Origin of the sequence: Methylobacterium sp. WCS2018Hpa-22 (genome assembly GCF_031843785.1) — a bacterium.
GTDB lineage: Bacteria > Pseudomonadota > Alphaproteobacteria > Rhizobiales > Beijerinckiaceae > Methylobacterium.
Genome location: NZ_JAVTJA010000031.1, coordinates 1 through 23,614 on the forward strand (window position 1 = coordinate 1; position 23,614 = coordinate 23,614).

The window sequence follows — 23,614 nt, forward strand, 5'->3', positions numbered from 1 at the left end:
CCATCCGTGAAGGCGGACGCACCGTCGGCGCAGGCGTCGTCGCAGCCATCAACGACTGAGAATGCGGAGAGCCGCGCCGTTTCGGCGACGCGGCTCGCCCCACCTGTAATGTTCGAAAGAGCCGGCTTCGCGCCGGCTCTTTTGTTTTGAGCGAACGCCACCGGGAAACAGGAGCCCGTCGTGAGCAAGGAAACCAGCAAGTTTCTCAGCTACGTGCTGCGGCATGCCCCGGATGCGATCGGGATCACCCTGGATCGTCAGGGGTGGGTCGAGATCGACACCCTGCTTGCGGCCGCCCTCCGATCCGGGACAGCCATCGATCGCGTTACCCTCGACGAGATCGTCGCCACGAGTGACAAGAAACGCTTCACCCTGTCGCCGGACGGTTCGCGGATTAGGGCGGCCCAGGGGCATTCCGTCGAGGTGACCCTGGATCTCGCTCCCTGTAAACCGCCGCCCATCCTGTTCCATGGCACCGCGATCCATGCGGTTCCGGCCATCCTGGCCGACGGCCTCAGGCCCGGCGCGAGGAACCACGTCCATCTCTCCTCCGAGGCGGAAACCGCCCGCCGCGTCGGCCGGCGGCACGGGAAACCAGCCGTCCTCACCGTCGCGGCGCAGAGCATGTGGCAGGCCGGCACGCATTTCTACCGTGCGGACAACGGTGTCTGGCTCGTCGGGCATGTGCCGCCAGCCTATCTTGGCCGGTTCGAGGAGCCGTGACAGCTGTACCATCGCAATTTCGGCGGCGGCACGCCTTGGGCTCTTGCGCCGACGGAAATGATCGGGCATTGAGCGTCCCGCGTAGGAGTGTAGCTCAACTGGTCAGAGCGCCGGTCTCCAAAACCGGAGGTTGCGGGTTCGAGTCCCTCCACTCCTGCCAGTGTTTTCCTTAAGCGCAATGCCGGATCGGCCTCCCATCGGGAATGTCGAACCGGAGCGTGTCTCCAGCTTTCTGTCGACATGTCCGCGACGGTCGACAAGACCCGGGACTTGCGCTAGAGCGTTCGCATTCCGAGATCGGTAAATGTGTTCGGTGCGGGCTTCGACCAGAGCCTCCGCACCGGTCCGCTTTCCGGTCAGGGCCGATTTTCCCTGTTGTTGGCATCAATGGCATCGAACGAAGCAACGAAGAAGGCGGATCTGGCGCGCACTCCGCAGCGCGGCGCCGCCACGCCGACGCCGCCTCGGGGCACTCCGCCCGTGCGGCCCGCGCCCAAGCGCGTCGGCCCGGCCGAGTTCCTGTCCCAGGTGCGCGACGAGGGCCGCAAGGTCACGTGGCCGAGCCGCAAGGAGACTACCGTGACGACGATCATGGTGTTCATCATGGTGGTGGCGGCGAGCATCTTCTTCACCGTCGTGGACCAGGCACTGCGCTACATCGTGACCCTGATCCTCGGGGTCGGCGCCTAGAACAACTGAGTCTTCCTGGGCGCGTCGTCGCGACCGGGCAGGCCGACGTCAGGATTTGGTGAGAACCGTGTCGAAACGCTGGTACATCGTCCACGCCTACTCGAATTTCGAGAACAAGGTCGCGCAGTCCATCAAGGATCAGGCGGCGCAGCGCGGGCTGATGGAGCTGTTCGACGAGGTCATGGTTCCGACCGAGAAGGTCGTCGAGGTTCGCCGCGGCCGCAAGGTCGATGCCGAGCGCAAGTTCTTCCCGGGCTACGTCCTGGTGAAATGCGACCTCACCGACGAAGTCTACCACCTCATCAAGAACACCCCGAAGGTCACGGGCTTCCTTGGCGCCGACAAGTCGAAGCCGGTGCCGATTCCCGATTCCGAGGCGGAGCGGATCAAGGGGCAGGTCGCCGAGGGCGTCGATCGTCCCAAGCCCTCGATCTCCTTCGAGATCGGCGAGACCGTCCGCGTCTCCGACGGTCCCTTCGCCTCCTTCAACGGCACCGTCGAGGAAATCGACGAGAGCCGTTCGCGCCTCAAGGTCGCCGTGTCGATCTTCGGTCGCGCCACTCCGGTGGAACTCGAATACGCTCAGGTCGAGAAGGTCTGATCGTCAGGCGAATGACGAAACGCGGATGGCGAAGGTAGGCAAAGCCTCCTCGCCGTCCGCGATTCGCGTTCGTCATAACCCGCGGGAGGTCCGCCCGGTTTGCCGCCGGGATCCACGGATCGCACCGCGACCTGCAACCGCTCGTATCGTCCGTGCTCGAGGCAGCCGGGCGACGGGCTACATTTGGGAGCAGTCCCTATGGCAAAGAAGATCACGGGCTACGTGAAGCTTCAGGTTCCGGCCGGCGCCGCGAACCCGTCGCCGCCCATCGGTCCCGCGCTCGGTCAGCGCGGCCTCAACATCATGGAATTCTGCAAGGCCTTCAACGCGAAGACCTCTCAGATCGAGAAGGGCACCCCGATCCCGGTCGTCATCACGGCGTATCAGGACCGCTCCTTCACCTTCGAGATGAAGCAGCCGCCGGTCACCTTCTTCCTGAAGAAGGCTGCCGGTCTGAAGATCGGCAAGAAGCCGGCTTCCGGCTCCAAGACTCCGGGCAAGGGCCCGACGGTGGGCAAGGTCACCGAAGCTCAGCTTCGCGAGATCGCCGAGAAGAAGATGCCCGACCTGAACTGCGACTCGGTTGACGCCGCCGTCGCCATGATCCGTGGCTCCGCGCGGGCCATGGGCCTCGACGTCGTCGCTTAAGGGGGAGGGCACAATGGCACATGAAGGCAAGCGCATCCGCGCCGCCCGCGAGGGCATCGACGCGCTCAAGCTCTACCCGATCGCCGAGGCGATCGCCCTGGTGAAGCAGAAGGCCAGCGCCAAGTTCGACGAGACCGTTGAGATCTCGATGAACCTCGGCGTCGACCCGCGCCACGCCGACCAGATGGTCCGCGGCGTCTGCAACCTGCCGAACGGCTCCGGCCGTACCGTGCGGGTGGCGGTGTTCGCCCGCGGCGCCAAGGCCGACGAGGCCAAGGCAGCCGGTGCCGACATCGTCGGCGCAGAGGACCTGCTCGAGATCGTCCAGAGCGGCAAGATCGAGTTCGACCGCTGCATCGCGACCCCGGACCTGATGCCACTCGTCGGTCGTCTCGGCAAGGTGCTCGGCCCGCGCGGCCTGATGCCGAACCCGAAGGTCGGCACCGTCACCATGGACGTGAAGTCCGCGGTCGCCGGCGCCAAGGGCGGCTCGGTGGAGTTCCGCGTCGAGAAGGCTGGCATCGTCCATGCCGGCATCGGCAAGGTCTCCTTCGACGAGACCAAGCTCGTCGAGAACATCAAGGCGTTCGCCGACGCGGTGGCCAAGGCCAAGCCGGCCGGCGCCAAGGGCACCTACATCCAGCGCATCGCCGTCACGTCGTCGATGGGCCCCGGTGTGAAGGTCGAGCCGTCGACCGTGCTGACCGCCTGATCGGTAGTCACCTCACGAAAATAGGAAACGCCCGGCCGTCATGGCCGGGCGTTTTTTTTGTCTAAGCGAGAAGCTTCAGACGCCGGCCAGCGAGAAGCGTCGCGGTGAGGCCGGCGAACATCGCCGCGCCGAAGACCCATCCGGATGCGGCTCCGGCCATGATTCCCGATAGCAACGTTCCGACGCTGCAGCCGAGACCGGTCATGGCGCCCCAGCCGAGGAGAAGGCCGCCGACGAGACCGCGCACGGCCTGGCCCCGCGTCGGCAGGGCGGGGCGGAACTCCCCCGCCGCCAGAGCAGCGGCCAGGGACGCCGCGACGAGCCCCGCGATGAATACCCCGTTCGGCGTCAGGATCGCATCGCGGATGGCGGTGGCGCAGCCACGAAACCCGTCGAGCCCTTCGAGGCGCGTGGGCAGGAGATCGAGCCCGGCAGCGGCCTGCCTCGCCCGTCCGCCAATCTCGGCGGTGACGCCGAGGGGGCCGACCCTGAGATACGCCAAGGTTCCGAGAGCGCCGACAGCGAGTCCGCCGAGCCAGGTCGGCCAACGCTCGACGAAGACGGCAAGCAGCGGCGCGACGCGCCTCGATGGCGCCGCATCGGCGGGCGGCAGCCACCGCAGAAGAGGCACCGCGAGAGCCGCCAGGACCGCGAGAGTGAGGACGAGGCTGCCGGCATAGCCGAGATGCCGGGGCAGCCAGATGACGGGCGCCTCCGAAATGCTGGCGAGATAGAGCGTGTTCCAGGTGAGAAAGCCGAGGACGAAGCCCAGGGCTGTTCCGACCAGGGCGAACGGTGCCGTGGGAGATCCCTCGCCGAGGCGGTAGAGATGAGCGCCGATGCAAGAGCCTGAGATCGCCATGCCTGCTCCAAAGGCGGCACCGGCAAGGGCGAGAATCGGCCCGACGGGACCGATATGGGCGTCTGGCGGCAGCCGCACCCCACTCGGATCGGGCAGCCATGCCCCCAGCACGACAGCGTAGCCGACCGTGCCGACGGCGAGCGCGGCGAGGATGCCGAGGGCGCCGCGCGGGTCTCGTCGGTCGATCAGATCGCGCCACAGGCAGAAGAAGCAGAAGCGCGAGCGCTGGAGCACGAAGCCGAACAGGGCTCCGAATGTCAGCGAGAGCGCGAGCCGGCCGCTGCCGGGATCGCCGGAGAGATTCAAGGCGGCGGCCAGGATACTCGCGCCGATCAGGGCCGCCGACGCGACCCGCAACGGCACGGGGGAACGACCGGTCGAAGGACCGGGCGCTGGAGGTTCGGATATCGGCGAGGCCGTCACTTGCCCGACCACACCGTCCCGGCGAGGTTCACCACCGGCACGCCGACGGCGTTTCCGTATTCCGTCCAGGAACCGTCGTAATTCCGCACGGGGTAGCCGAGGACGCGGCTGAGCACGAACCAGGAATGGCTCGAGCGCTCGCCGATGCGGCAGGAGGTGATGACCGGCTTGGACCCATCGATCCCCACATCGGCGTAGAGCTTCTTCAGCTCCGGCACGGATTTCAGGGTGCCGTCCGGGTTCACGGCCTTGGCCCAGGGCACGTTCACCGAACCGGGGATGTGCCCTGCCCGGATCGCGAGTTCCTGCACGCCTGCCGGCGCGATGAGCTTGCCCGAGAACTCATCCGGCGAGCGGATATCGAGGATCGTCTCGTCCCGCTCCTTGCGCGCGACGGCGAGCACGTCCGCGAGACGGGCGCGCTGGCCCGTCGAGACCGGCGTGACGGGGAAGGCCGAGGCGGCCACGTCGGGGCTGCGGGTATCGAGCTGCCGCTTCTCGGCCTCCCATTTCTTGCGGCCACCATCGAGCAGCTTCACGTTGTCGACGAGACCGTACTGCGCGAACACCCAAGCCCCCCAAGCGGCGAACCAGTTGTTGTTGTCGCCGTAGAGGATCACCGTGGTGTCGCGGTCGATGCCGAGACGCCGGATCAGGGCGGCGAACTTGTCCGGTCCCGCGATGTCGCGGCTCACCGTCTCCACGAGATCCGTGTGCCAGAGGACGTTCTGCGCATTGGGTATGTGGCCGCGCTCGTACACGCCCGGCTCCACGCTGACCTCGACGATCCGCAGCTTCGGCGAGCTTAGGTTGGCCTCGAGCCACTCGGTGGATACGAGGGGGCTGGTTTGGGCTTGTTTCTGTTCGGCGGCATGCGCCGCCACATGCCCGATCGTCGGCAACGCCAAGGCGGCCAGCGCGATACGAGCGGCAAGAAGGGTTCTGAAGGACACGGGCGCGCTCCGGCGAGGATAAGGTCGTCGCGTCGCGGTGGGCTGTGCTCGGCCGTCGACCGTGCCGCCCGGGTCGTATCGTCGACCACGAGCCATGCCCCGAAACTTGACGATATGATGGTGTTTCCGATCGACAGCGGAATCAATACAATGGTTTTTCAAATATTTGAGTGATGCTGGAATATAGGTTCCAATGCGAGCCTAAAAAGACAGGGATTATCTTCGCCATTGAACCGTCCGTGAAAGCCGATGAATCCGATGACGTCGCGGCTACCCGGAACCGGGTCCGAGATACCCGGCAGCGCCGGGAACCTGAGCGTGGATAATTCCTCGCTCGGTAGCCGAAGAGCTTTGCGACCCGTCGGCACAAGCCTGCTCCCGGATTCCGACGCTGTCTTCAGGTTCATGCACGCCAGAACGGTTTCGCGGCTTCCAGGCGCAAAGCCACGGGATCGAGATCGAGCTCTCTAATTTGCTCCGAGGTCAATTCCCGAATTGTACGCCTCCCGGTGAAGCGCCTGAGCCAGATTGATAGGATCCCGAGGGGCCCAGGTGAAAGTTGCCTCTGTGCTTGGTCGGAAGAGGTCCTTAGGCTAGGAAGGAAAGCGACCTTCGGATCGGGACTTAGGATCGGCCCTAGTGTATCGCGGTTCGGCATTTCGATGGGGCTCCATTCGCTCGCAACTCGTCATTGATCCGAAATTGAATCGAATCAATCAATACATTGCACTCGGAGCAATATGAGCTTGGCCGACTACCGGATGATTTCGGACGGGATCGCTGCGGATATCGCGCAGGGGCGCATGGCCCCGGGAAGCCGGATGCCGACGCAACGGCAATTCGCATACGAGCGCGGGATCGCCGTCTCTACCGCCAGTCGAGTCTATGCGGAGCTCACGCGGCGCGGGCTCGTCACCGGAGAAGTCGGCCGCGGTACGTTCATCCGCAACGCGGAGCCGGACGCGGCAGGCGAACGAGAGGCGGAAGGCGGCCTCGTCAATCTCGAACACGTCTTCTCCATCCTGCCCCATCAAGCGGCGGATCTCGCCGCCAGCCTCAAGCCTCTTCTCGATCCGGCTCGGATTCAGGCCACGTTCCCACCCGTCAGGCCGGGTGCGGCCGGGCCGGCGCGAGCCAAGGCGGCCGGTTTCTTCGCGCGGGGAGGGTGGTCGGCCGATCCCGAAACCGTCCTCTTCACCGGGACGGGACGTCAGGGCATCGCTGCGGCCATAGCGGCGCTGGCCCAACCCGGCGACCGGATCGGGGTGGAGGCCATGACCTATCCCATCGTCAAAGGCCTCGCGCACCGCCTCGGTATCGAGCTCGTCGCCCTACCGATGGATGCGGAGGGGGTGACCCCCGATGCCATCGAGCGAGCGCATGGGGAGAAGCCTATGCGGGCCCTCTATCTGCAGCCCGTCCTGCAAAGCCCCCTCGGCCAGAGCATGAGCGCGGAACGGCGGCGCGCCGTAGCGTCGGCCCTCCACCGGCACGACCTCATCTGTATCGAGGATTCCGTCTACGGCTTCCTGTGTGACGAGGAACCCTTGGCGGCCCTGGCACCGGACCGCGTGATCCTCATCGACAGCCTGTCGAAACGGCTGGCTCCCGGCCTGAGCCTGGGCTTCGTCGCGGCGCCCTCCGGTTTGGTGCAGCGGCTCGGCGCCGCGATCCGCACGGGAGCCTGGACGGCGAGCGGCCTTCCCCTGGCGATGGCACTCCACCTCATCGACGACGGAACCGCGAGGCGGATCGAGACCGCCAAGCGGGCGGACGCGACCGCGCGCCAGCATGCCGCCAGGGAAGCATTGGCGGGCCTCGACGTGCGGGGTGACCCGAGAGCCTTCCACCTCTGGCTCTCGTTGCCCTCCCATTGGAGCGCCGAACGCTATGCGGCTGCCGCGGCGCGCAACGGTGTCGCGGTATCCCCCGCCAGCGCCTTCGCCGTCGGGACCTCGACGCCGGAGAATGGGGTGCGCCTCGCCCTCGGCTCGCCACCTTTCGCGCGTCTGGACAGCGCTCTCCGGACATTGCGGCGCCTCGTCCTCGATGGTGACGAAGCCGTGGTGGAATAGGCTCTCCGGGCCATTCGAAGCTTACCGGCCGATGCCGGACAGTCGCATCGCACGCTTGAATCGACGCGGCCCGTTCGAGGCTGCGTCAAACGCGCGCGAACGTCACGGCTCCGGCTTGGGCACGATCAAAACCCGCCCTGGAAAGGGCAAAGAAATCAACATGCGAGGGTGACGCCTTCGCACCTGTCTGTGCTAGGTATGCCGCCATGCGATGCACCCTCTCCGTCACCTCGAAACGACGCATCCTGTGCGTCTTTCCCGCATACACGCCGTCCTTCGGGACTTTCGCCCACGCCTACCCGTTAATGGGTGGGGTAAAGGCGTTCATGCCGCCTCAGGGCCTGCTCCTCATCGCGGCTTACATGCCGGAGGAATGGGAGTACCGGTTCATCGATGAGAACATCAAACGGGCCGGGCCGGACGATTTCGCCTGGGCCGATGCGGTGTTCGTATCGGGCATGCACATCCAGGCACCCCAGATCCGGGACATCTACGCTCGGGCGCATGCGGCCGGTAAGGTGACGGCGCTCGGCGGCCCTTCAGTCTCCGGATCTCCCGAGCAATATCCGGAATTCGACTATCTCCATATCGGCGAGATCGGCGACGCCACCGACGAACTCGTGTCGATCCTCGACCGCGACGTGTCCATTCCGGCGAGCCAGGTTCGCCTCGAAACCAAGGAGCGTCTGCCGCTCTCCGATTTCCCGGCGCCTGCCTACGAGGCCGCTCCTCTCAAGCGCTACCTCATCGGTTCCCTGCAATTCTCGTCCGGCTGCCCCTATCGCTGCGAGTTCTGCGATATCCCGCAGCTCTACGGCCGTCAGCCCCGCCTGAAGACTCCCGAGCAGATGCTCGGCGAGCTCGATGCGATCATCTCCCAGCCGGGCCATCCGGCCGTCGTGTACTTCGTCGACGACAATTTCATCGGCAACCGCAAGGCGACGAAGGACATGCTGCCCCACCTCGTGGAGTGGCAGAAGAAGAACCATTACCCGCTTCAGTTCGCCTGCGAGGCGACCCTGAACATGGCCAAGCAGCCCGACATCCTCGAGCTGATGCGGCAGGCGAACTTCATGACCGTCTTCGTCGGCATCGAGACGCCGGAAGAGGACGCGCTGGCGGGCATCGACAAGAAGCACAACGCCGCCGTGCCGATGTACGAGGCCATCGAGACGCTGAACAGCTTCGGCCTCGAAGTGACATCGGGCATCATCCTCGGCCTCGACACCGAAACGGACGGCTCGGAGCAGAAGCTCATCGACTTCGTCGACAAGTCGGCGGTGCCGGTGCTGACGATGAACCTACTCCAGGCCCTGCCGAAGACGCCGCTCTGGGACCGGCTGACCCGCGAGGGACGTCTCACCCATGACGCGGCGCTGGAATCCAACGTCCTGTTCAAGCGTCCGCACGACGATGTGGTGGCGAGCTGGCGCCGGGCCATCGCCCATGCCTACGAGCCGGAGAACCTGTTCGCGCGCTTCCGCTATCAGGTGGAACGGACCTATCCGCACCGGATCAAGACGCCCACCAGGGGCAAGCTCACGCGGACCAATCTCCGCCGCGGTCTCGTGCTCGGTTTCAACATCGCCCTGCGCGTGGGCATCCTGTCCGATTACCGCGGCGTATTCTGGCGCGCGGCCGGCCATGCCTTGAAGCGCGGACAGATCGAGGCGGTCTTCAACATGGGATTCGTCGCCCATCACCTGATCCGCTTCACCCGCGAAGCCCTGCGCGGCGAACATAACGCCTCGTTCTACGCGGCCAAGGCCGAGCAGAAGCTGGAGAATGCCCGGACGCCCTGGTGGCAGGCCGCGCGTAAGTTCCTGCCGACATAGGGACTTCCGTACGCGCCCGAAGATGCTCCCGCCGAACAGGCGGGAGAAAATCCCGTCAACCAAAATCGTACATGCGAAGCGGATTTCTTCATCTCGGGCACTTGGCAGGGCGCTTGCTAGGGCCTATAGACCCCGCTCCACGTATTTCACACTTTGAAAGGATTCGACCAATCGGTCGATATCCGACATGCGAATTCGCCTGGGCAACCAGGCGATAATGGCCGGAAGGCTTTAAGGGGCGAGCAGCTCCTTCAAGCCTCGTCCGGCCATGTCCTGTCCGAGACTGCAGGCGCCGGGCAACCGGCTTAATTCCCCAGCCTGCACAGACGGGGAAGACCGAATTCAACACCCTATCGGCACCGCGATTCGCGGCGCAGGCAGGTATCGGTTTGAACCATCTCGCCCGTGCCGTCCACCGTTCCGGAGGATGTCAGGGGACAGGGCCGTGAAGCGTCGTCCAGGACGTTCCGGCTTATCGCTGAGCCGAGTTCCGTTCCGGGCGGCATGTGCAACCGGCGGACCCTCCTCGAGGGGGACCCGCCAACCGGAGAGAGCCCCAGTGGACAGGACAGCCAAAGCTGATCTCGTCTCGACGCTCAACGGCGTGTTTGCGAACACGTCCGTCGTCGTCGTGGCCCACTACAAGGGCCTCACGGTCGCCGAGATGCAGAAGCTGCGCGCGCAGATGAAGCAGGCCGGTGCCACCGTGAAGGTCACCAAGAACCGCATCGCCAACATCGCTCTCGATGGCACGGACGTCGCCTCCATCAAGCCCCTCCTGAAGGGTCCGACCCTGCTCGCTTATTCGAGCGATCCGGTCGCGGCTGCGAAGGTTGCGGTGGACTTCGCCAAGGGTAACGACAAGCTCGTGATCCTCGGCGGCGCCATGGGAACGACAGCTCTGAACCCGGACGGTGTGAAGGCGCTTGCGTCGCTCCCGTCCCTCGACGAACTGCGCGGCAAGATCGTGGGCCTCATCCAGGCTCCCGCGACCAAGATCGCCCAGGTCGTCAGCGCACCGGCTGCCAAGCTGGCTCGCGTGTTCGGAGCCTATGCCACCAAGGACGCGGCTCAGGACGAAGCGGCCTGAGGCCGCATCGCCCTTCCCTCATCACCCGTTCAAACCGACATCTAAAGGAACATCACCATGGCTGATCTTGCCAAGCTCGTCGACGACCTGTCCTCGCTGACCGTTCTCGAAGCCGCCGACCTCGCCAAGCTCCTCGAAGAGAAGTGGGGCGTCTCCGCCGCCGCTGCCGTCGCCGTTGCCGGCCCGGCCGCCGGCCCGGCCGCCGTCGTCGAGGAGCAGACCGAGTTCACGGTTCTCCTGACCGCTGCTGGCGACAAGAAGATCGAGGTCATCAAGGAGGTCCGCGCGATCACCGGCCTCGGCCTCAAGGAAGCCAAGGACCTCGTCGAGGGCGCTCCGAAGGCTGTCAAGGAGTCCGTCAACAAGGAAGAGGCCGAGAAGCTCAAGGCCCAGCTCGAGAAGGCCGGCGCCAAGGTCGAGCTCAAGTAAGTTGCCGATGGGCCAAATCAGGCCCGTCACTTCCGGTCGGTCCCATCGGGGCCGACCGGCACCGACGCCCGCGGGTCTCCGACCCGTGGGCTAAGGTCGCTTCAAGCGACCGGGCGGTCCTGGAACGGACCGGCGGCATTCATTTCGGGTGGGCTTCGTCCGGCGGGACAGGTTCATCGCCTGGTCGCGGGAGGCATAAAGCCTTCCCCGGGCACCCGGTACGCGGGACGTAGGAGCGAGGTCACCCATGGCCAACACGCTGGTCGGTCGCAAGCGCATTCGCAAGTTTTTCGGCAAGATCAAGGAAGTCGCCGAGATGCCGAACCTCATCGAGGTTCAGAAGGCGTCCTACGATCAGTTCCTGATGATGGACGAGCCGGAAGGCGGCCGGGGCGACGAAGGCCTGCAGACCGTTTTCAAGTCGGTCTTCCCGATCTCCGACTTCTCGGCGACGGCCCTCCTCGAATTCGTGAAGTACACGTTCGAGCAGCCGAAATACGACGTCGACGAGTGTCGCCAGCGTGGCATCACTTTCGCGGCCCCGCTCAAGGTGACGCTGCGCCTCATCGTGTTCGATGTGGACCCCGATACCGGCGCCAAGTCCGTCAAGGACATCAAGGAGCAGGACGTCTACATGGGCGACATGCCCCTGATGACGGAGAACGGCACCTTCATCGTCAACGGCACCGAGCGCGTCATCGTCTCCCAGATGCACCGCTCGCCAGGCGTGTTCTTCGACCACGACAAGGGCAAGACCCATTCCTCGGGCAAGCTGCTCTTCGCCGCGCGCATCATCCCCTATCGCGGCTCGTGGCTCGATGTGGAGTTCGACGCCAAGGACATCGTGCATGTGCGTATCGACCGTAAGCGCAAGCTTCCGGCGACGTCGCTACTGTTCGCCCTCGGCCTCGACGGCGAGGAGATCCTCTCCACCTTCTACAACCGCGTCATCTACGATCGCGACGGTGCCGAATGGCGCGTGCCGTTCGATGCCGATCGTCTGAAGGGCTTCAAGGCCTCCGTCGATCTCGTCGACGCGGATTCGGGCGAAGTCGTCCTCGAAGCCGGCAAGAAGCTCAACGCCCGCAACGCCCGCCAGATCAGCGAGCGCGGTGTCCAGTTCCTGAAGGCCACCGACGAAGACCTGATCGGCCAGTACATCGCAGAAGATCTGGTCAATGCGAAGACCGGCGAGATCTGGGCCGAGGCCGGCGACGAAATCTCCGACAAGCTCCTCAAGAGCCTGGAAGAGGTCGGCGTTTCCGAGCTCCCCGTCCTCGACATCGACCACGTCAATGTCGGTCCCTACATCCGCAACACCCTCGCCGTGGACAAGAACTCGTCCCGCGAAGGCGCGCTGTTCGACATCTACCGCGTCATGCGTCCCGGCGAGCCGCCGACGCTCGACACCGCCGAGGCGATGTTCCACTCGCTGTTCTTCGATTCCGAGCGCTACGACCTCTCGGCCGTCGGCCGCGTAAAGATGAACATGCGTCTCGACCTCGACGCCGAGGATACCGTGCGCACCCTGCGCCGCGAGGACATGCTCGCGGTCGTCAAGGCGCTGGTGGACCTGCGCGACGGCAAGGGCGAGATCGACGACATCGATCACCTCGGCAACCGCCGTGTGCGTTCGGTGGGCGAGCTCATGGAGAACCAGTACCGCCTGGGCCTTCTCCGCATGGAGCGCGCCATCAAGGAGCGCATGTCTTCCGTCGATATCGACACGGTGATGCCGCAGGACCTCATCAACGCGAAGCCGGCAGCGGCCGCGGTGCGTGAGTTCTTCGGCTCGTCGCAGCTGTCGCAGTTCATGGATCAGACCAATCCGCTCTCAGAAGTGACGCATAAGCGTCGCCTCTCGGCGCTTGGCCCGGGCGGTCTCACCCGTGAGCGCGCCGGCTTCGAGGTGCGCGACGTGCACCCGACCCATTACGGTCGTATCTGCCCGATCGAGACGCCGGAAGGCCCGAACATCGGTCTCATCAACTCGCTCGCCACCTTCGCGCGGGTGAACAAGTACGGCTTCATCGAGACCCCGTTCCGTCGCGTGAAGGATGGCGTGGTGACGAAGGAGGTCTCCTACCTCTCTGCGATGGAAGAGGCGAAGTACTACGTCGCCCAGGCCAACGCCCAGATGGACGAGAGCTTCAAGCTGACGGAAGACCTCGTGGTCTGCCGTCGGGCCGGCGACGTCATCGTCGTGCCGCCGGACCGCGTCGACCTCATGGACGTGTCGCCGAAGCAGCTCGTCTCGGTAGCTGCCGCACTCATCCCGTTCCTCGAGAACGACGATGCGAACCGCGCTCTGATGGGTTCGAACATGCAGCGCCAGGCGGTGCCGCTGGTCCGCGCCGACGCGCCGTTCGTCGGCACCGGCATGGAAGCCGTGGTCGCCCGCGATTCGGGTGCCGCCATCGCGGCTCGCCGCTCCGGCATCGTCGATCAGGTCGATGCGACCCGTATCGTCATCCGCGCCACCGAAGAGGCCGATGCCAACAAGCCTGGCGTCGACATCTACCGCCTGCAGAAGTTCCAGCGCTCCAACCAGTCGACCTGCATCACGCAGAAGCCGCTGGTCCGCGTGGGCGAGCAGGTGAAGAAGGGCGAGATCATCGCCGATGGTCCGTCGACGGAGTTCGGCGAGCTGGCACTCGGCCGGAACGTGCTCGTCGCGTTCATGCCGTGGAACGGCTACAACTTCGAGGACTCGATCCTGCTCTCCGAGCGGATCGTGAAGGATGACGTGTTCACCTCGATCCATATCGAGGAGTTCGAGGTGATGGCCCGAGACACCAAGCTCGGTCCGGAGGAAATCACTCGCGACATCCCCAACGTCTCGGAAGAGGCGCTGAAGAACCTCGACGAAGCCGGCATCGTCTATATCGGCGCCGAGGTCCATGCGGGCGACATCCTGTGCGGCAAGATCACCCCGAAGGGCGAGAGCCCGATGACGCCGGAGGAGAAGCTCCTCCGCGCCATCTTCGGCGAGAAGGCCTCCGACGTGCGCGACACCTCGCTCCGGGTTCCCCCGGGCGTGACCGGCACGATCGTCGAAGTCCGGGTGTTCAACCGCCACGGCGTCGACAAGGACGAGCGCGCCCAGGCCATCGAGCGCGAAGAGATCGAGCGTCTCGCCAAGGATCGTGACGACGAGCAGGCGATCCTCGACCGCAACACCTACGCCCGTCTCGCCGGCGTCCTGATCGGCCAGTCGCCGATCGCGGGTCCGAAGGGTTTCAAGAAGGAGACCACGCTCAGCCGTGAGCTCCTGAACGAGTACCCGCGCTCGCAATGGTGGCAGTTCGCCGTCGTCGACGACCGTCTCATGACCGAGATGGAAGCGATGCAGAAGCAGTACGACGAATCGAAGAAGCGCCTCGAACAGCGCTTCCTTGACAAGGTCGAGAAGCTGCAGCGCGGCGACGAGTTGCCCCCCGGCGTGATGAAGATGGTCAAGGTCTTCGTTGCGGTGAAGCGCAAGATCCAACCGGGCGACAAGATGGCCGGCCGTCACGGCAACAAGGGTGTCGTGTCGCGGATCGTGCCAATCGAGGACATGCCGTTCCTCGAAGACGGAACGCATGCCGACATCGTGCTCAACCCGCTCGGCGTGCCGTCGCGCATGAACGTCGGTCAGATCCTGGAGACCCATCTGGGCTGGGCTGCCGCCGGTCTCGGCCGCAAGGTCGGGCTCGCTGTGGACGCCTACCTCCGCAGCAACGACATCGCGCCCCTCAAGGCGGAGATGGAGGCGATCTACTCGCCGTCCGAGCTCGAAGGTTTGTCGGACGAGGACATGGCGGAGGCGGCCAACAACGTACGCCGCGGCGTGCCGATGGCCACTCCGGTGTTCAACGGCGCCAAGGAAGCCGACATCGAGACGATGCTGGAGATGGCCGGGCTCGACCGCTCGGCGCAGTCGACGCTCTATGACGGGCGTACGGGTGAGCCTTTCGACCGCAAGGTGACGATGGGCTACATCTACATGCTGAAGCTCCACCACCTCGTGGACGACAAGATCCACGCTCGGTCGATCGGTCCGTACTCCCTCGTCACCCAGCAGCCGCTGGGCGGTAAGGCGCAGTTCGGCGGCCAGCGCTTCGGCGAGATGGAGGTCTGGGCTCTGGAGGCCTATGGCGCGGCTTACACGCTGCAGGAGATGCTCACGGTGAAGTCGGACGATGTCGCCGGCCGCACCAAGGTCTACGAGGCCATCGTCCGTGGCGACGATACCTTCGAGGCCGGCATCCCCGAGTCCTTCAACGTGCTCGTCAAGGAAATGCGTTCGCTCGGCCTCAACGTGGAGCTCACCTCCTCCAAGAAGCTCGCGAACGACCAGCTCGACCCGCCCGCCGAGGCAGCCGAGTAAGACCCACGATACGCTCCCGCGCCGGCTCACCGTGAGCCGGCGCGGTTCGAGCGGGGAGGGGAAGCGCCTCTCGACGGACGAAGGCCAGCGGCGACCCGGCCGGTCGCAGCGCCTCATCGATTTCAGCACGTGGTCATCCCCTCGGCGGAGGGTGCAGCCCGTCAGCTCAGGAGCAGATCATGAACCAAGAGGTCATGAATCTTTTCAACCAGCAGGCTCAGCCTCAGAGCTTCGACCAGATCAAGATTTCGATCTCCTCACCCGAAAAGATCCTTTCGTGGTCCTTCGGCGAGATCAAGAAGCCCGAGACGATCAACTACCGTACGTTCAAGCCCGAGCGTGACGGCCTGTTCTGCGCGCGCATCTTTGGACCGATCAAGGATTACGAGTGCTTGTGCGGCAAGTACAAGCGCATGAAGTACAAGGGCGTCATCTGTGAGAAGTGCGGCGTCGAGGTCACCCTCGCGCGCGTCCGGCGTGACCGCATGGGCCATATCGAGCTGGCCGCGCCCGTCGCCCATATCTGGTTCCTGAAGTCACTGCCGAGCCGCATCGGCCTGCTGCTCGACATGGCGCTCAAGGACCTCGAGCGCATCCTCTACTTCGAATCCTACTGCGTCATCGAGCCGGGCCTCACCCCCCTCAAGGAGCGTCAGCTCCTCTCCGAGGAAGAGTACCTGCGCGCCCAGGAAGAGTACGGCGAGGACAGCTTCACCGCCATGATCGGCGCTGAGGCCATCCGGCGCATTCTCCAAGAGCTCGACCTCGACGGAATCGCGAACTCGCTGCGCGAAGAGATCGCCACCACGACCTCCGAGCTGAAGCCCAAGAAGCTTCTCAAGCGCCTGAAGATCATCGAGGCCTTCCAGATGTCGGGCAACAAGCCCGAATGGATGATCCTCACCGTCGTTCCGGTGATCCCGCCGGACCTGCGCCCGCTCGTCCCCCTGGATGGCGGCCGCTTCGCCACGTCCGATCTCAACGACCTCTACCGTCGCGTCATCAACCGCAACAACCGCCTGAAACGGCTGATCGAACTGCGTGCGCCCGACATCATCATCCGCAACGAGAAGCGCATGCTTCAGGAAGCGGTGGATGCGCTGTTCGACAACGGCCGCCGCGGCCGCGTCATCACGGGTGCCAACAAGCGTCCGCTGAAGTCGCTCGCCGACATGCTCAAGGGCAAGCAGGGCCGCTTCCGCCAGAACCTGCTCGGCAAGCGCGTCGACTATTCCGGCCGATCGGTCATCGTGGTGGGCCCGGAGCTCAAGCTGCACCAGTGCGGCCTGCCGAAGAAGATGGCCTTGGAGCTGTTCAAGCCCTTCATCTACGCGCGCCTCGACGCCAAGGGTTTCTCGGCCACCGTCAAGCAGGCCAAGAAGCTCGTCGAAAAGGAGAAGCCGGAGGTCTGGGATATCCTCGATGAGGTTATCCGCGAACACCCGGTGATGCTGAACCGCGCGCCGACGCTTCACCGCCTCGGCATCCAGGCGTTCGAGCCCAAGCTGATCGAGGGTAAAGCAATCCAGCTTCACCCGCTCGTCTGCGCCGCCTTCAACGCCGATTTCGACGGCGACCAGATGGCCGTCCACGTCCCGCTCTCGCTGGAAGCCCAGCTCGAAGCGCGCGTGCTGATGATGTCGACCAACAACATCCTGCACCCGGCCAACGGTCAGCCGATCATCGTGCCGTCGCAGGATATCGTGCTCGGCCTGTACTACCTGTCGATCGTGGCCGAGGGCGCCATCGGCGCCTTCGACCCGACCAACAAGAAGAACCCGATGCAGGGTGTCTTCGGCACGATCGGCGAACTCGAGCACGCCCTCGCGGCCAACACCGTGAAGCTGCACTCGAAGATCCGCTGGCGGTGGAACGGCATCGGCCCCGATGGCGAGCCGCTGACCCAGACCTACGACACGACACCCGGTCGCGTGATCCTGTCCACGGCCCTGCCGCTGCACAAGAAGGTCCCCTACGACGTCGTCAACAAGCTGATGACGAAGAAGGAGATCTCCGCGATGATCGACACCGTCTACCGCCACTGCGGTCAGAAGGAGTCGGTGATCTTCTGTGATCGCATCATGGCGCTCGGCTTCAACCACGCGTTCAAGGCCGGCATCTCGTTCGGCAAGGACGACATGGTCGTGCCGGACAACAAGTGGCCGATCGTGGACGACACCCGCGCGCTGGTGAAGGACTACGAGCAGCAGTACAATGACGGCCTGATCACTCAGGGCGAGAAGTACAACAAGGTGGTGGATGCCTGGGCCAAGTGCTCGGACAAGCTCGCCGCCGAGATGATGCTGCGCATCTCCACGGTGCAGAAGGACGAGAACGGCGCCGACAAGCAGATCAACTCGATCTACATGATGAGCCATTCCGGTGCCCGTGGTTCGCCGGCGCAGATGAAGCAGCTCGCCGCGATGCGCGGACTCATGGCCAAGCCCTCGGGCGAGATCATCGAGACCCCGATCATCTCGAACTTCAAGGAAGGCCTGGACGTTCTCGAGTACTTCAACTCGACGCACGGAGCCCGTAAGGGCCTCGCCGACACCGCCTTGAAGACCGCGAACTCCGGCTACCTGACCCGCCGCCTCGTCGATGTGGCCCAGGACGCCGTGATTCGTGAGGTCGATTGCGGCACCACCAACGGCATCAAGATGCGCGCCATCGTCGATGCCGGCCAAGTCGTGGCTCCGCTCTCGATCCGCATCCTCGGCCGCGCCACGGCCGAAGATCTCGTGGCTCAGGACGGCACGGTCATCGTCAAGACCAACGAGACGATCGAGGAGAAGCACCTGCCCGCCATCCAGGCGGCCGGTATCCAGGAGGTAAAGATCCGCTCGGTGCTCGTTTGCGCCACCAAGAGCGGCGTCTGCGCCACCTGCTACGGACGCGATCTCGCCCGTGGAACGCCCGTCAACATGGGCGAGGCCGTCGGCGTCATTGCGGCGCAGTCCATCGGCGAGCCGGGCACCCAGCTCACCATGCGTACCTTCCACATCGGCGGTGCGGCGCAGATCGCGGATTCGTCCTTCATCGAGTCGAGCTTCGAAGGCACGATCAAGATCCGCAACCGTGCCCTCGCCCGCAACACCGATGGCGATCTCATCGCCACCGGTCGTAACGTGGCTGTGGTCATCGTCGGAACCGATGGAGCGGAACGCGCGGTCCACCGCCTGCAATACGGCGCACGTCTGCGGGTCGACGAGGGCGACAAGGTCAAGCGTGGCCAGCGCATCGCCGAATGGGACCCCTATACCCGTCCGATCATCACCGAGACCGACGGTATCGTGGCCTACGAGGATCTGATCGACGGCCAATCGATCACCGAGACCACCGACGAATCGACCGGCATCGCCAAGCGCGTCGTCATCGACTGGCGTGGTACGGCCCGTACGGCAGACCTCAAGCCGGCCATGCTGGTCCTCGACCAGGACGGCAAGCCGATGAAGCTGCCGCGCGGCTCGGATGCCCGCTACTTCCTCCCGGTCGACGCCATCATCGGCTACGACCCGGGCGGCACGGTGAAGGCCGGCGACATCCTCGCTCGTGTCTCCACCGACTCGGCCAAGACCCGCGACATCACCGGCGGTCTGCCGCGGGTGGCGGAGCTGTTCGAGGCCCGTCGTCCGAAGGACGCGGCGATCATTGCGGAGAAGTCGGGCACGATTCAGTTCGGGCGCGACTACAAGAACAAGCGTCGCCTGACGCTGACTCCGCATGACGGTTCGGATGCGGTCGAGTACCTGATCCCGAAGGGCAAGCACATCCACCTCCAAGACGGCGACGTCGTGGAGCTCGGCGACTACATCGTCGACGGCAACCCGGCGCCGCACGACATCCTGGCGATCAAGGGCGTGGAGGAGCTCGCTGCCTACCTCGTCAACGAGATCCAGGAGGTCTACCGGCTCCAGGGCGTGTCCATCAACGACAAGCACATCGAGGTGATCGTCCGTCAGATGCTGCAGAAGGTGGAAATCACCGATGGCGGCGATTCGGAGATCCTGACGGGCGACCAGATCGACCGGACGGAACTCGCGGACATCAACGAGAAGTTGCTTGCCGAGAACAAGAAGCCTGTCGTGGGTGTGCCGGTGTTGCTCGGCATCACCAAGGCGTCCCTGCAGACGAAGTCGTTCATCTCGGCGGCGTCGTTCCAGGAAACCACCCGCGTGCTCACCGAGGCGGCCGTCAACGGCAAGATCGACCATCTCGAGGGTCTGAAGGAGAACGTCATTGTCGGCTCGCTCATTCCGGCCGGTACGGGCTCCATGGCAGCCGACATCCGCGCCGTGGCGCGGCGTCGCGATGCCATGATCCTTCAGCAGAAGGCCGCCGAGAGTGGCGCCCAGCCCCTCAGCGAGCTGCCGCCGGCCGCTGAGTGATCTCCGCGTAGCCTTCAAACGAGACAAGGGGCGGCCAGCGATGGCCGCCCCTTCTTATTTCGCAACACCGCCTTCGGACCGGAGAGAGCTCCCCGGTACCGGCCGCACCTCAACGAATCGCAGCATCTGTGCGGCCTCATCCGACAGCCCACCAGGACCCATCCACCGCACGTGAACCGCCATCCAGGACTCCGCCAAGCTGATCGGCAGGTTGATCCGAGACCGTGACACCGCCCTGGATCGCCTCGTCCTGGCGCAGAACTCCAAAACCATATAATAATCGGGCGTTAACCGCCGGTCAGACCAAACTTTATCGCGCTTCGGGATTGACGTTCCGCCGTCCCCCGCATAGAAGCACGCCACTCCGGCACAACAGCAGGACATAGCGAGTCGCGGCCCTCGGGCCGAAAGACAATCGCTAATCCGGTTCCGGCACTCACATCGACTGACGTCCTTGTCAGATCAGTAGGTACGAGCGCGTCGTAAGGCGTGATCCTCTGCCGAACACGCGCCGCGGGTCCTCACCGATCCATGGCGCATATTCGTTTTGCGGATCTTCTTATCGAGATCCGCGACAGCTCGGAAACGGGCTGCATCGTGAAGCCGAACATGGGATCGCGCCTAAGCGGTCCGAATGAAGAGGGCAGAGTATGCCGACGATCAACCAGCTGATCGCTCAGCCGCGTAAAGCGCAGAAGAGCCGCAACAAGGTGCCGGCGCTCGACGCTTGCCCGCAGAAGCGTGGCGTTTGCACCCGCGTCTACACGACGACGCCGAAGAAGCCGAACTCGGCTCTCCGTAAGGTCGCCAAGGTCCGTCTGACCAACGGTTTCGAAGTCATCGGGTACATCCCCGGCGAAGGTCACAACCTTCAAGAGCACTCCGTGGTCATGATCCGCGGCGGCCGCGTGAAGGATCTTCCCGGCGTTCGCTACCACATCCTGCGCGGCGTGCTCGACACGCAGGGCGTCAAGGGTCGTAAGCAGCGCCGCTCCAAGTACGGCGCCAAGCGTCCGAAGTAAGAATTTCGCTCATCCCGTAAGGATGTCGCCGACCTCGACGAGGTTCAGGCGGCCTGCGCGGGGTGGTTTCAAGACCTTGATTTATAGACGGAGCGAGCGATGTCCCGCCGCCATTCTGCTGAAAAGCGTGAGATCATCCCGGACGCCAAGTACGGCGACATCGTGCTCACCAAGTTCATGAATTCCATCATGTACGAGGGCAAGAAGTCGATCGCCGAAGGTATCGTCTACGGCGCGTTCGACATCGTCGAGAACCGCGCCCGTGCGAACCCGATCGAGGTGTTCCGCGCCGCTCTCGAGAACGTCGCTCCGGCGATCGAAGTGCGGTCCCGTCGCGTCGGCGGCGCGACCTACCAGGTCCCCGTCGAAGTCCGCACCGAGCGTCGTCAGGCTCTGGCGATCCGTTGGCTTATCCAGGCCGCCCGTGGCCGCAACGACCGCACCATGGTCGAGCGCCTCTCGGCCGAACTCCTCGATGCCGCGAACAACCGTGGCAACGCGGTCAAGAAGCGGGAAGACACGCACCGGATGGCTGAAGCCAACCGCGCCTTCTCGCACTACCGCTGGTAAGCGGCCCCGGACCCTTTCAGGAGCAATCCGATGCCCCGCACGCATGCGATCGAGGACTACCGTAATTTCGGCATCATGGCTCACATTGATGCTGGAAAAACCACGACCACTGAGCGGATCCTCTACTACACCGGTAAGTCCCATAAGATCGGCGAAGTCCATGACGGCGCCGCGACGATGGATTGGATGACGCAGGAGCAGGAGCGTGGCATCACGATCACCTCCGCTGCGACCACCTGCTTCTGGCGCGACAAGCGCCTGAACATCATCGACACCCCCGGCCACGTGGACTTCACCATCGAAGTGGAGCGCTCGCTGCGCGTCCTCGACGGCGCCGTTTGCGTGCTCGACGGCAACCAGGGCGTCGAGCCCCAGACAGAGACCGTCTGGCGTCAGGCTGACAAGTACGACGTTCCGCGTGTCGTGTTCGTCAACAAGATGGACAAGATCGGCGCCGACTTCTTCAAATGCGTCGCCGACATCATCGACCGCGTCGCCGGCAAGCCCGTTTGCCTCCAGCTTCCGATCGGCGCCGAGACGACCTTCAAGGGCGTCATAGACCTGATCAAGATGAAGGCCATCGTCTGGACGTCCGAGAAGCTCGGTGCGGATTTCTCGGAGACCGAGATCCCGGCCGACCTCGCCGATCAGGCTGTCGAATACCGGATCAAGCTCGTCGAAGCCTGCGTCGAGATGGATGACGATGCCATGTCGGCCTATCTCGACGGTGTCGAGCCGGATGCCGAGACGATGCATCGCCTCGTGCGCACCGCAGTCCAGCGTCGCGCCTTCCACCCCGTGCTCTGTGGCTCGGCCTTCAAGAACAAGGGCGTTCAGCCCCTGCTCGACGCCGTCGTCGACTACCTTCCGTCTCCCGCCGATCGCGGCGAGATCAAGGGCCTCGACTTCAAGACCGAAGAAGAGACCGTTCGTCATCCGTCCGACAGCGATCCTTTCTCGATGCTGGCGTTCAAGATCATGGACGACCCGCATGTCGGCACGATCACGTTCTGCCGTGTCTATTCGGGCAAGGTCGAGTCTGGCGCCAACGTCATCAACTCGTCGCGCGACAAGAAGGAGCGTGTCGGCCGCATGCTTCTCATGCACGCCAACAACCGCGAAGACGTGAAGGAAGCCTTCACCGGTGACATCGTGGCTCTGGCTGGTCTCAAGGAAACTCGTACCGGCGATACGCTGTGCGACCCGAAGGACGCCGTCATCCTCGAGAAGATGGAGTTCCCTGAGCCCGTCATCGAGATCGCGGTGGAGCCGAAGTCCAAGGCCGATCAGGAGAAGCTGGGCATCGCTCTTGCCAAGCTCGCTGCTGAGGATCCGTCCTTCCGCGTTTCCACGGACCAGGAATCGGGACAGACCATCCTTCGCGGGATGGGCGAGCTCCACCTCGACATCAAGGTCGACATCCTGCGCCGTACCTACATGGTCGACGCGAACATCGGCCAGCCGCAGGTGGCGTATCGTGAGAAGCTCACGAAGCGCACCGAGATCGACTACACCCACAAGAAGCAGACCGGTGGTACCGGTCAGTTCGCTCGGGTGAAGTTTGTGGTCGAGCCGAACGAGCCGGGTAAGGGCTTCGAGTTCTCCTCGAAGATCATCGGAGGCACGGTGCCCAAGGAATACATCCCGGGCGTCGAAAAGGGTCTCAACTCGGTGCTCGGCGCCGGCATCCTCGCCGGCTTCCCGGTCGTGGACATCAAGGTCGAGCTGATCGACGGCGCCTATCACGATGTCGACTCGTCGGCTCTGGCCTTCGAAATCGCCTCTCGTGCGGCGCTCCGTGAAGCTCTCCAGAAGGGCGGATCGGTCCTGCTCGAGCCGGTCATGAAGGTCGAGGTCGTCTCGCCGGAAGAATATACCGGTTCGGTGATCGGCGATCTGAATTCCCGCCGTGGCCAGATCCAGGGCCAGGACATGCGCGGCAACGCGAACGTCATCAACGCGATGGTGCCGCTCGCCAACATGTTCGGCTACGTGAACCAGCTGCGCTCCTTCTCCCAGGGCCGCGCGAACTTCACGATGCAGTTTGACCATTACGAAGAGGTGCCGCGCGGCGAGGCCGAGAAGGTCGTCGCGAAGTACGCTTAAGGCTTCCCGCCTTTTCCGGACCGCAGCAGCATCACCTGAAACACTGAGATTACGGAGGCTACGATGGCCAAAGAGAAATTTGCCCGCACCAAGCCGCACTGCAACATTGGCACGA

16 protein-coding genes and 1 tRNA gene are annotated in these 23,614 nt (G+C 64.4%); 15 read left to right on the forward strand and 2 right to left on the reverse strand.

Translation table 11 applies throughout. From position 1 onward, the window contains the following. Window positions 1-180 precede the first annotated feature (180 nt). The 6 genes from RQI43_RS24100 (at window position 181) to rplA (ending at window position 3,374) form a co-directional block, all read left to right on the forward strand. Window positions 181-723: an RNA 2'-phosphotransferase gene (locus tag RQI43_RS24100; RefSeq protein ID WP_311276849.1), complete on the forward strand. Its 543-nt coding sequence runs from the start codon at window positions 181-183 to the stop codon at window positions 721-723. An 83-nt stretch (window positions 724-806) separates the two neighbouring features. Then, window positions 807-883: transfer RNA gene (locus tag RQI43_RS24105), tRNA-Trp, on the forward strand. Window positions 884-1,110: 227 nt separating this feature from the next. Then, a complete protein-coding gene (gene secE, locus RQI43_RS24110; protein ID WP_056429694.1) occupies window positions 1,111-1,413 on the forward strand; it encodes a preprotein translocase subunit SecE in 303 nt (100 codons plus the stop codon). Window positions 1,414-1,480: 67 nt separating this feature from the next. Further along, window positions 1,481-2,014 carry a transcription termination/antitermination protein NusG gene (gene nusG / locus RQI43_RS24115; protein ID WP_056429674.1) on the forward strand — a complete coding sequence of 178 codons (534 nt, stop codon included), beginning with the start codon at window positions 1,481-1,483 and terminating at the stop codon, window positions 2,012-2,014. Window positions 2,015-2,212: 198 nt separating this feature from the next. Continuing rightward, a complete protein-coding gene (gene rplK / locus RQI43_RS24120) occupies window positions 2,213-2,662 on the forward strand; it encodes a 50S ribosomal protein L11 (protein ID WP_018044245.1) in 450 nt (149 codons plus the stop codon). A gap of 13 nt (window positions 2,663-2,675) precedes the next feature. Then, window positions 2,676-3,374 carry a 50S ribosomal protein L1 gene (gene rplA, locus RQI43_RS24125; RefSeq protein ID WP_056429676.1) on the forward strand — a complete coding sequence of 233 codons (699 nt, stop codon included), beginning with the start codon at window positions 2,676-2,678 and terminating at the stop codon, window positions 3,372-3,374. Between the two features lie 61 nt (window positions 3,375-3,435). Here rplA and RQI43_RS24130 read toward each other — a convergent pair whose 3' ends face one another. Further along, window positions 3,436-4,599 carry a YeeE/YedE thiosulfate transporter family protein gene (locus RQI43_RS24130; RefSeq protein WP_056453902.1) on the reverse strand — a complete coding sequence of 388 codons (1,164 nt, stop codon included), beginning with the start codon at window positions 4,597-4,599 and terminating at the stop codon, window positions 3,436-3,438. Between the two features lie 56 nt (window positions 4,600-4,655). After that, complete coding sequence (locus tag RQI43_RS24135; protein ID WP_405030697.1) at window positions 4,656-5,612, reverse strand: sulfurtransferase; 957 nt, start codon at window positions 5,610-5,612, stop codon at window positions 4,656-4,658. Between the two features lie 740 nt (window positions 5,613-6,352). Here RQI43_RS24135 and RQI43_RS24140 point away from each other — a divergent pair. The 9 genes from RQI43_RS24140 to fusA all read left to right on the forward strand — a co-directional run bounded on the left by RQI43_RS24140 (window position 6,353) and on the right by fusA (window position 23,499). Then, complete coding sequence (locus tag RQI43_RS24140) at window positions 6,353-7,687, forward strand: PLP-dependent aminotransferase family protein (RefSeq protein ID WP_311276850.1); 1,335 nt, start codon at window positions 6,353-6,355, stop codon at window positions 7,685-7,687. A 206-nt stretch (window positions 7,688-7,893) separates the two neighbouring features. Continuing rightward, on the forward strand, window positions 7,894-9,522 hold the full coding sequence (locus RQI43_RS24145) for a B12-binding domain-containing radical SAM protein (RefSeq protein WP_056429685.1): 1,629 nt from the start codon (window positions 7,894-7,896) through the stop codon (window positions 9,520-9,522). Window positions 9,523-10,081: 559 nt separating this feature from the next. Further along, window positions 10,082-10,612: a 50S ribosomal protein L10 gene (gene rplJ, locus RQI43_RS24150; protein ID WP_056429688.1), complete on the forward strand. Its 531-nt coding sequence runs from the start codon at window positions 10,082-10,084 to the stop codon at window positions 10,610-10,612. Window positions 10,613-10,669: 57 nt separating this feature from the next. Then, a complete protein-coding gene (gene rplL, locus RQI43_RS24155) occupies window positions 10,670-11,041 on the forward strand; it encodes a 50S ribosomal protein L7/L12 (RefSeq protein WP_018044238.1) in 372 nt (123 codons plus the stop codon). 247 nt (window positions 11,042-11,288) lie between these two features. Continuing rightward, window positions 11,289-15,413 (forward strand): DNA-directed RNA polymerase subunit beta, encoded by a 4,125-nt coding sequence (gene rpoB, locus RQI43_RS24160; protein ID WP_056429690.1) that lies wholly within the window; start codon window positions 11,289-11,291, stop codon window positions 15,411-15,413. Between the two features lie 179 nt (window positions 15,414-15,592). Continuing rightward, window positions 15,593-19,801: a DNA-directed RNA polymerase subunit beta' gene (rpoC, locus tag RQI43_RS24165; protein ID WP_056429692.1), complete on the forward strand. Its 4,209-nt coding sequence runs from the start codon at window positions 15,593-15,595 to the stop codon at window positions 19,799-19,801. A 650-nt stretch (window positions 19,802-20,451) separates the two neighbouring features. After that, on the forward strand, window positions 20,452-20,823 hold the full coding sequence (gene rpsL / locus RQI43_RS24170; protein ID WP_018044234.1) for a 30S ribosomal protein S12: 372 nt from the start codon (window positions 20,452-20,454) through the stop codon (window positions 20,821-20,823). Between the two features lie 99 nt (window positions 20,824-20,922). Further along, window positions 20,923-21,393, forward strand: coding sequence for a 30S ribosomal protein S7 (gene rpsG / locus RQI43_RS24175; RefSeq protein ID WP_018044233.1), 471 nt, complete (start codon window positions 20,923-20,925; stop codon window positions 21,391-21,393). A gap of 30 nt (window positions 21,394-21,423) precedes the next feature. Further along, the gene (gene fusA / locus RQI43_RS24180; RefSeq protein ID WP_311276851.1) at window positions 21,424-23,499 is read left to right on the forward strand and encodes an elongation factor G; all 2,076 of its coding nucleotides are present in this window, start codon (window positions 21,424-21,426) and stop codon (window positions 23,497-23,499) included. Window positions 23,500-23,614 lie beyond the last annotated feature (115 nt).

Coding starts and splice junctions, on each gene's coding strand:
- rpoB (WP_056429690.1), top strand. CDS start 11,289: ATGGCCAACACGCTGGTCGGTCGCAAGCGCATTCGCAAGTTTTTCGGC.
- rplK (WP_018044245.1), top strand. CDS start 2,213: ATGGCAAAGAAGATCACGGGCTACGTGAAGCTTCAGGTTCCGGCCGGC.
- rpsG (WP_018044233.1), top strand. CDS start 20,923: ATGTCCCGCCGCCATTCTGCTGAAAAGCGTGAGATCATCCCGGACGCC.
- rpsL (WP_018044234.1), top strand. CDS start 20,452: ATGCCGACGATCAACCAGCTGATCGCTCAGCCGCGTAAAGCGCAGAAG.
- rplA (WP_056429676.1), top strand. CDS start 2,676: ATGGCACATGAAGGCAAGCGCATCCGCGCCGCCCGCGAGGGCATCGAC.
- RQI43_RS24140 (WP_311276850.1), top strand. CDS start 6,353: ATGAGCTTGGCCGACTACCGGATGATTTCGGACGGGATCGCTGCGGAT.
- rpoC (WP_056429692.1), top strand. CDS start 15,593: ATGAACCAAGAGGTCATGAATCTTTTCAACCAGCAGGCTCAGCCTCAG.
- fusA (WP_311276851.1), top strand. CDS start 21,424: ATGCCCCGCACGCATGCGATCGAGGACTACCGTAATTTCGGCATCATG.
- secE (WP_056429694.1), top strand. CDS start 1,111: ATGGCATCGAACGAAGCAACGAAGAAGGCGGATCTGGCGCGCACTCCG.
- rplL (WP_018044238.1), top strand. CDS start 10,670: ATGGCTGATCTTGCCAAGCTCGTCGACGACCTGTCCTCGCTGACCGTT.
- RQI43_RS24145 (WP_056429685.1), top strand. CDS start 7,894: ATGCGATGCACCCTCTCCGTCACCTCGAAACGACGCATCCTGTGCGTC.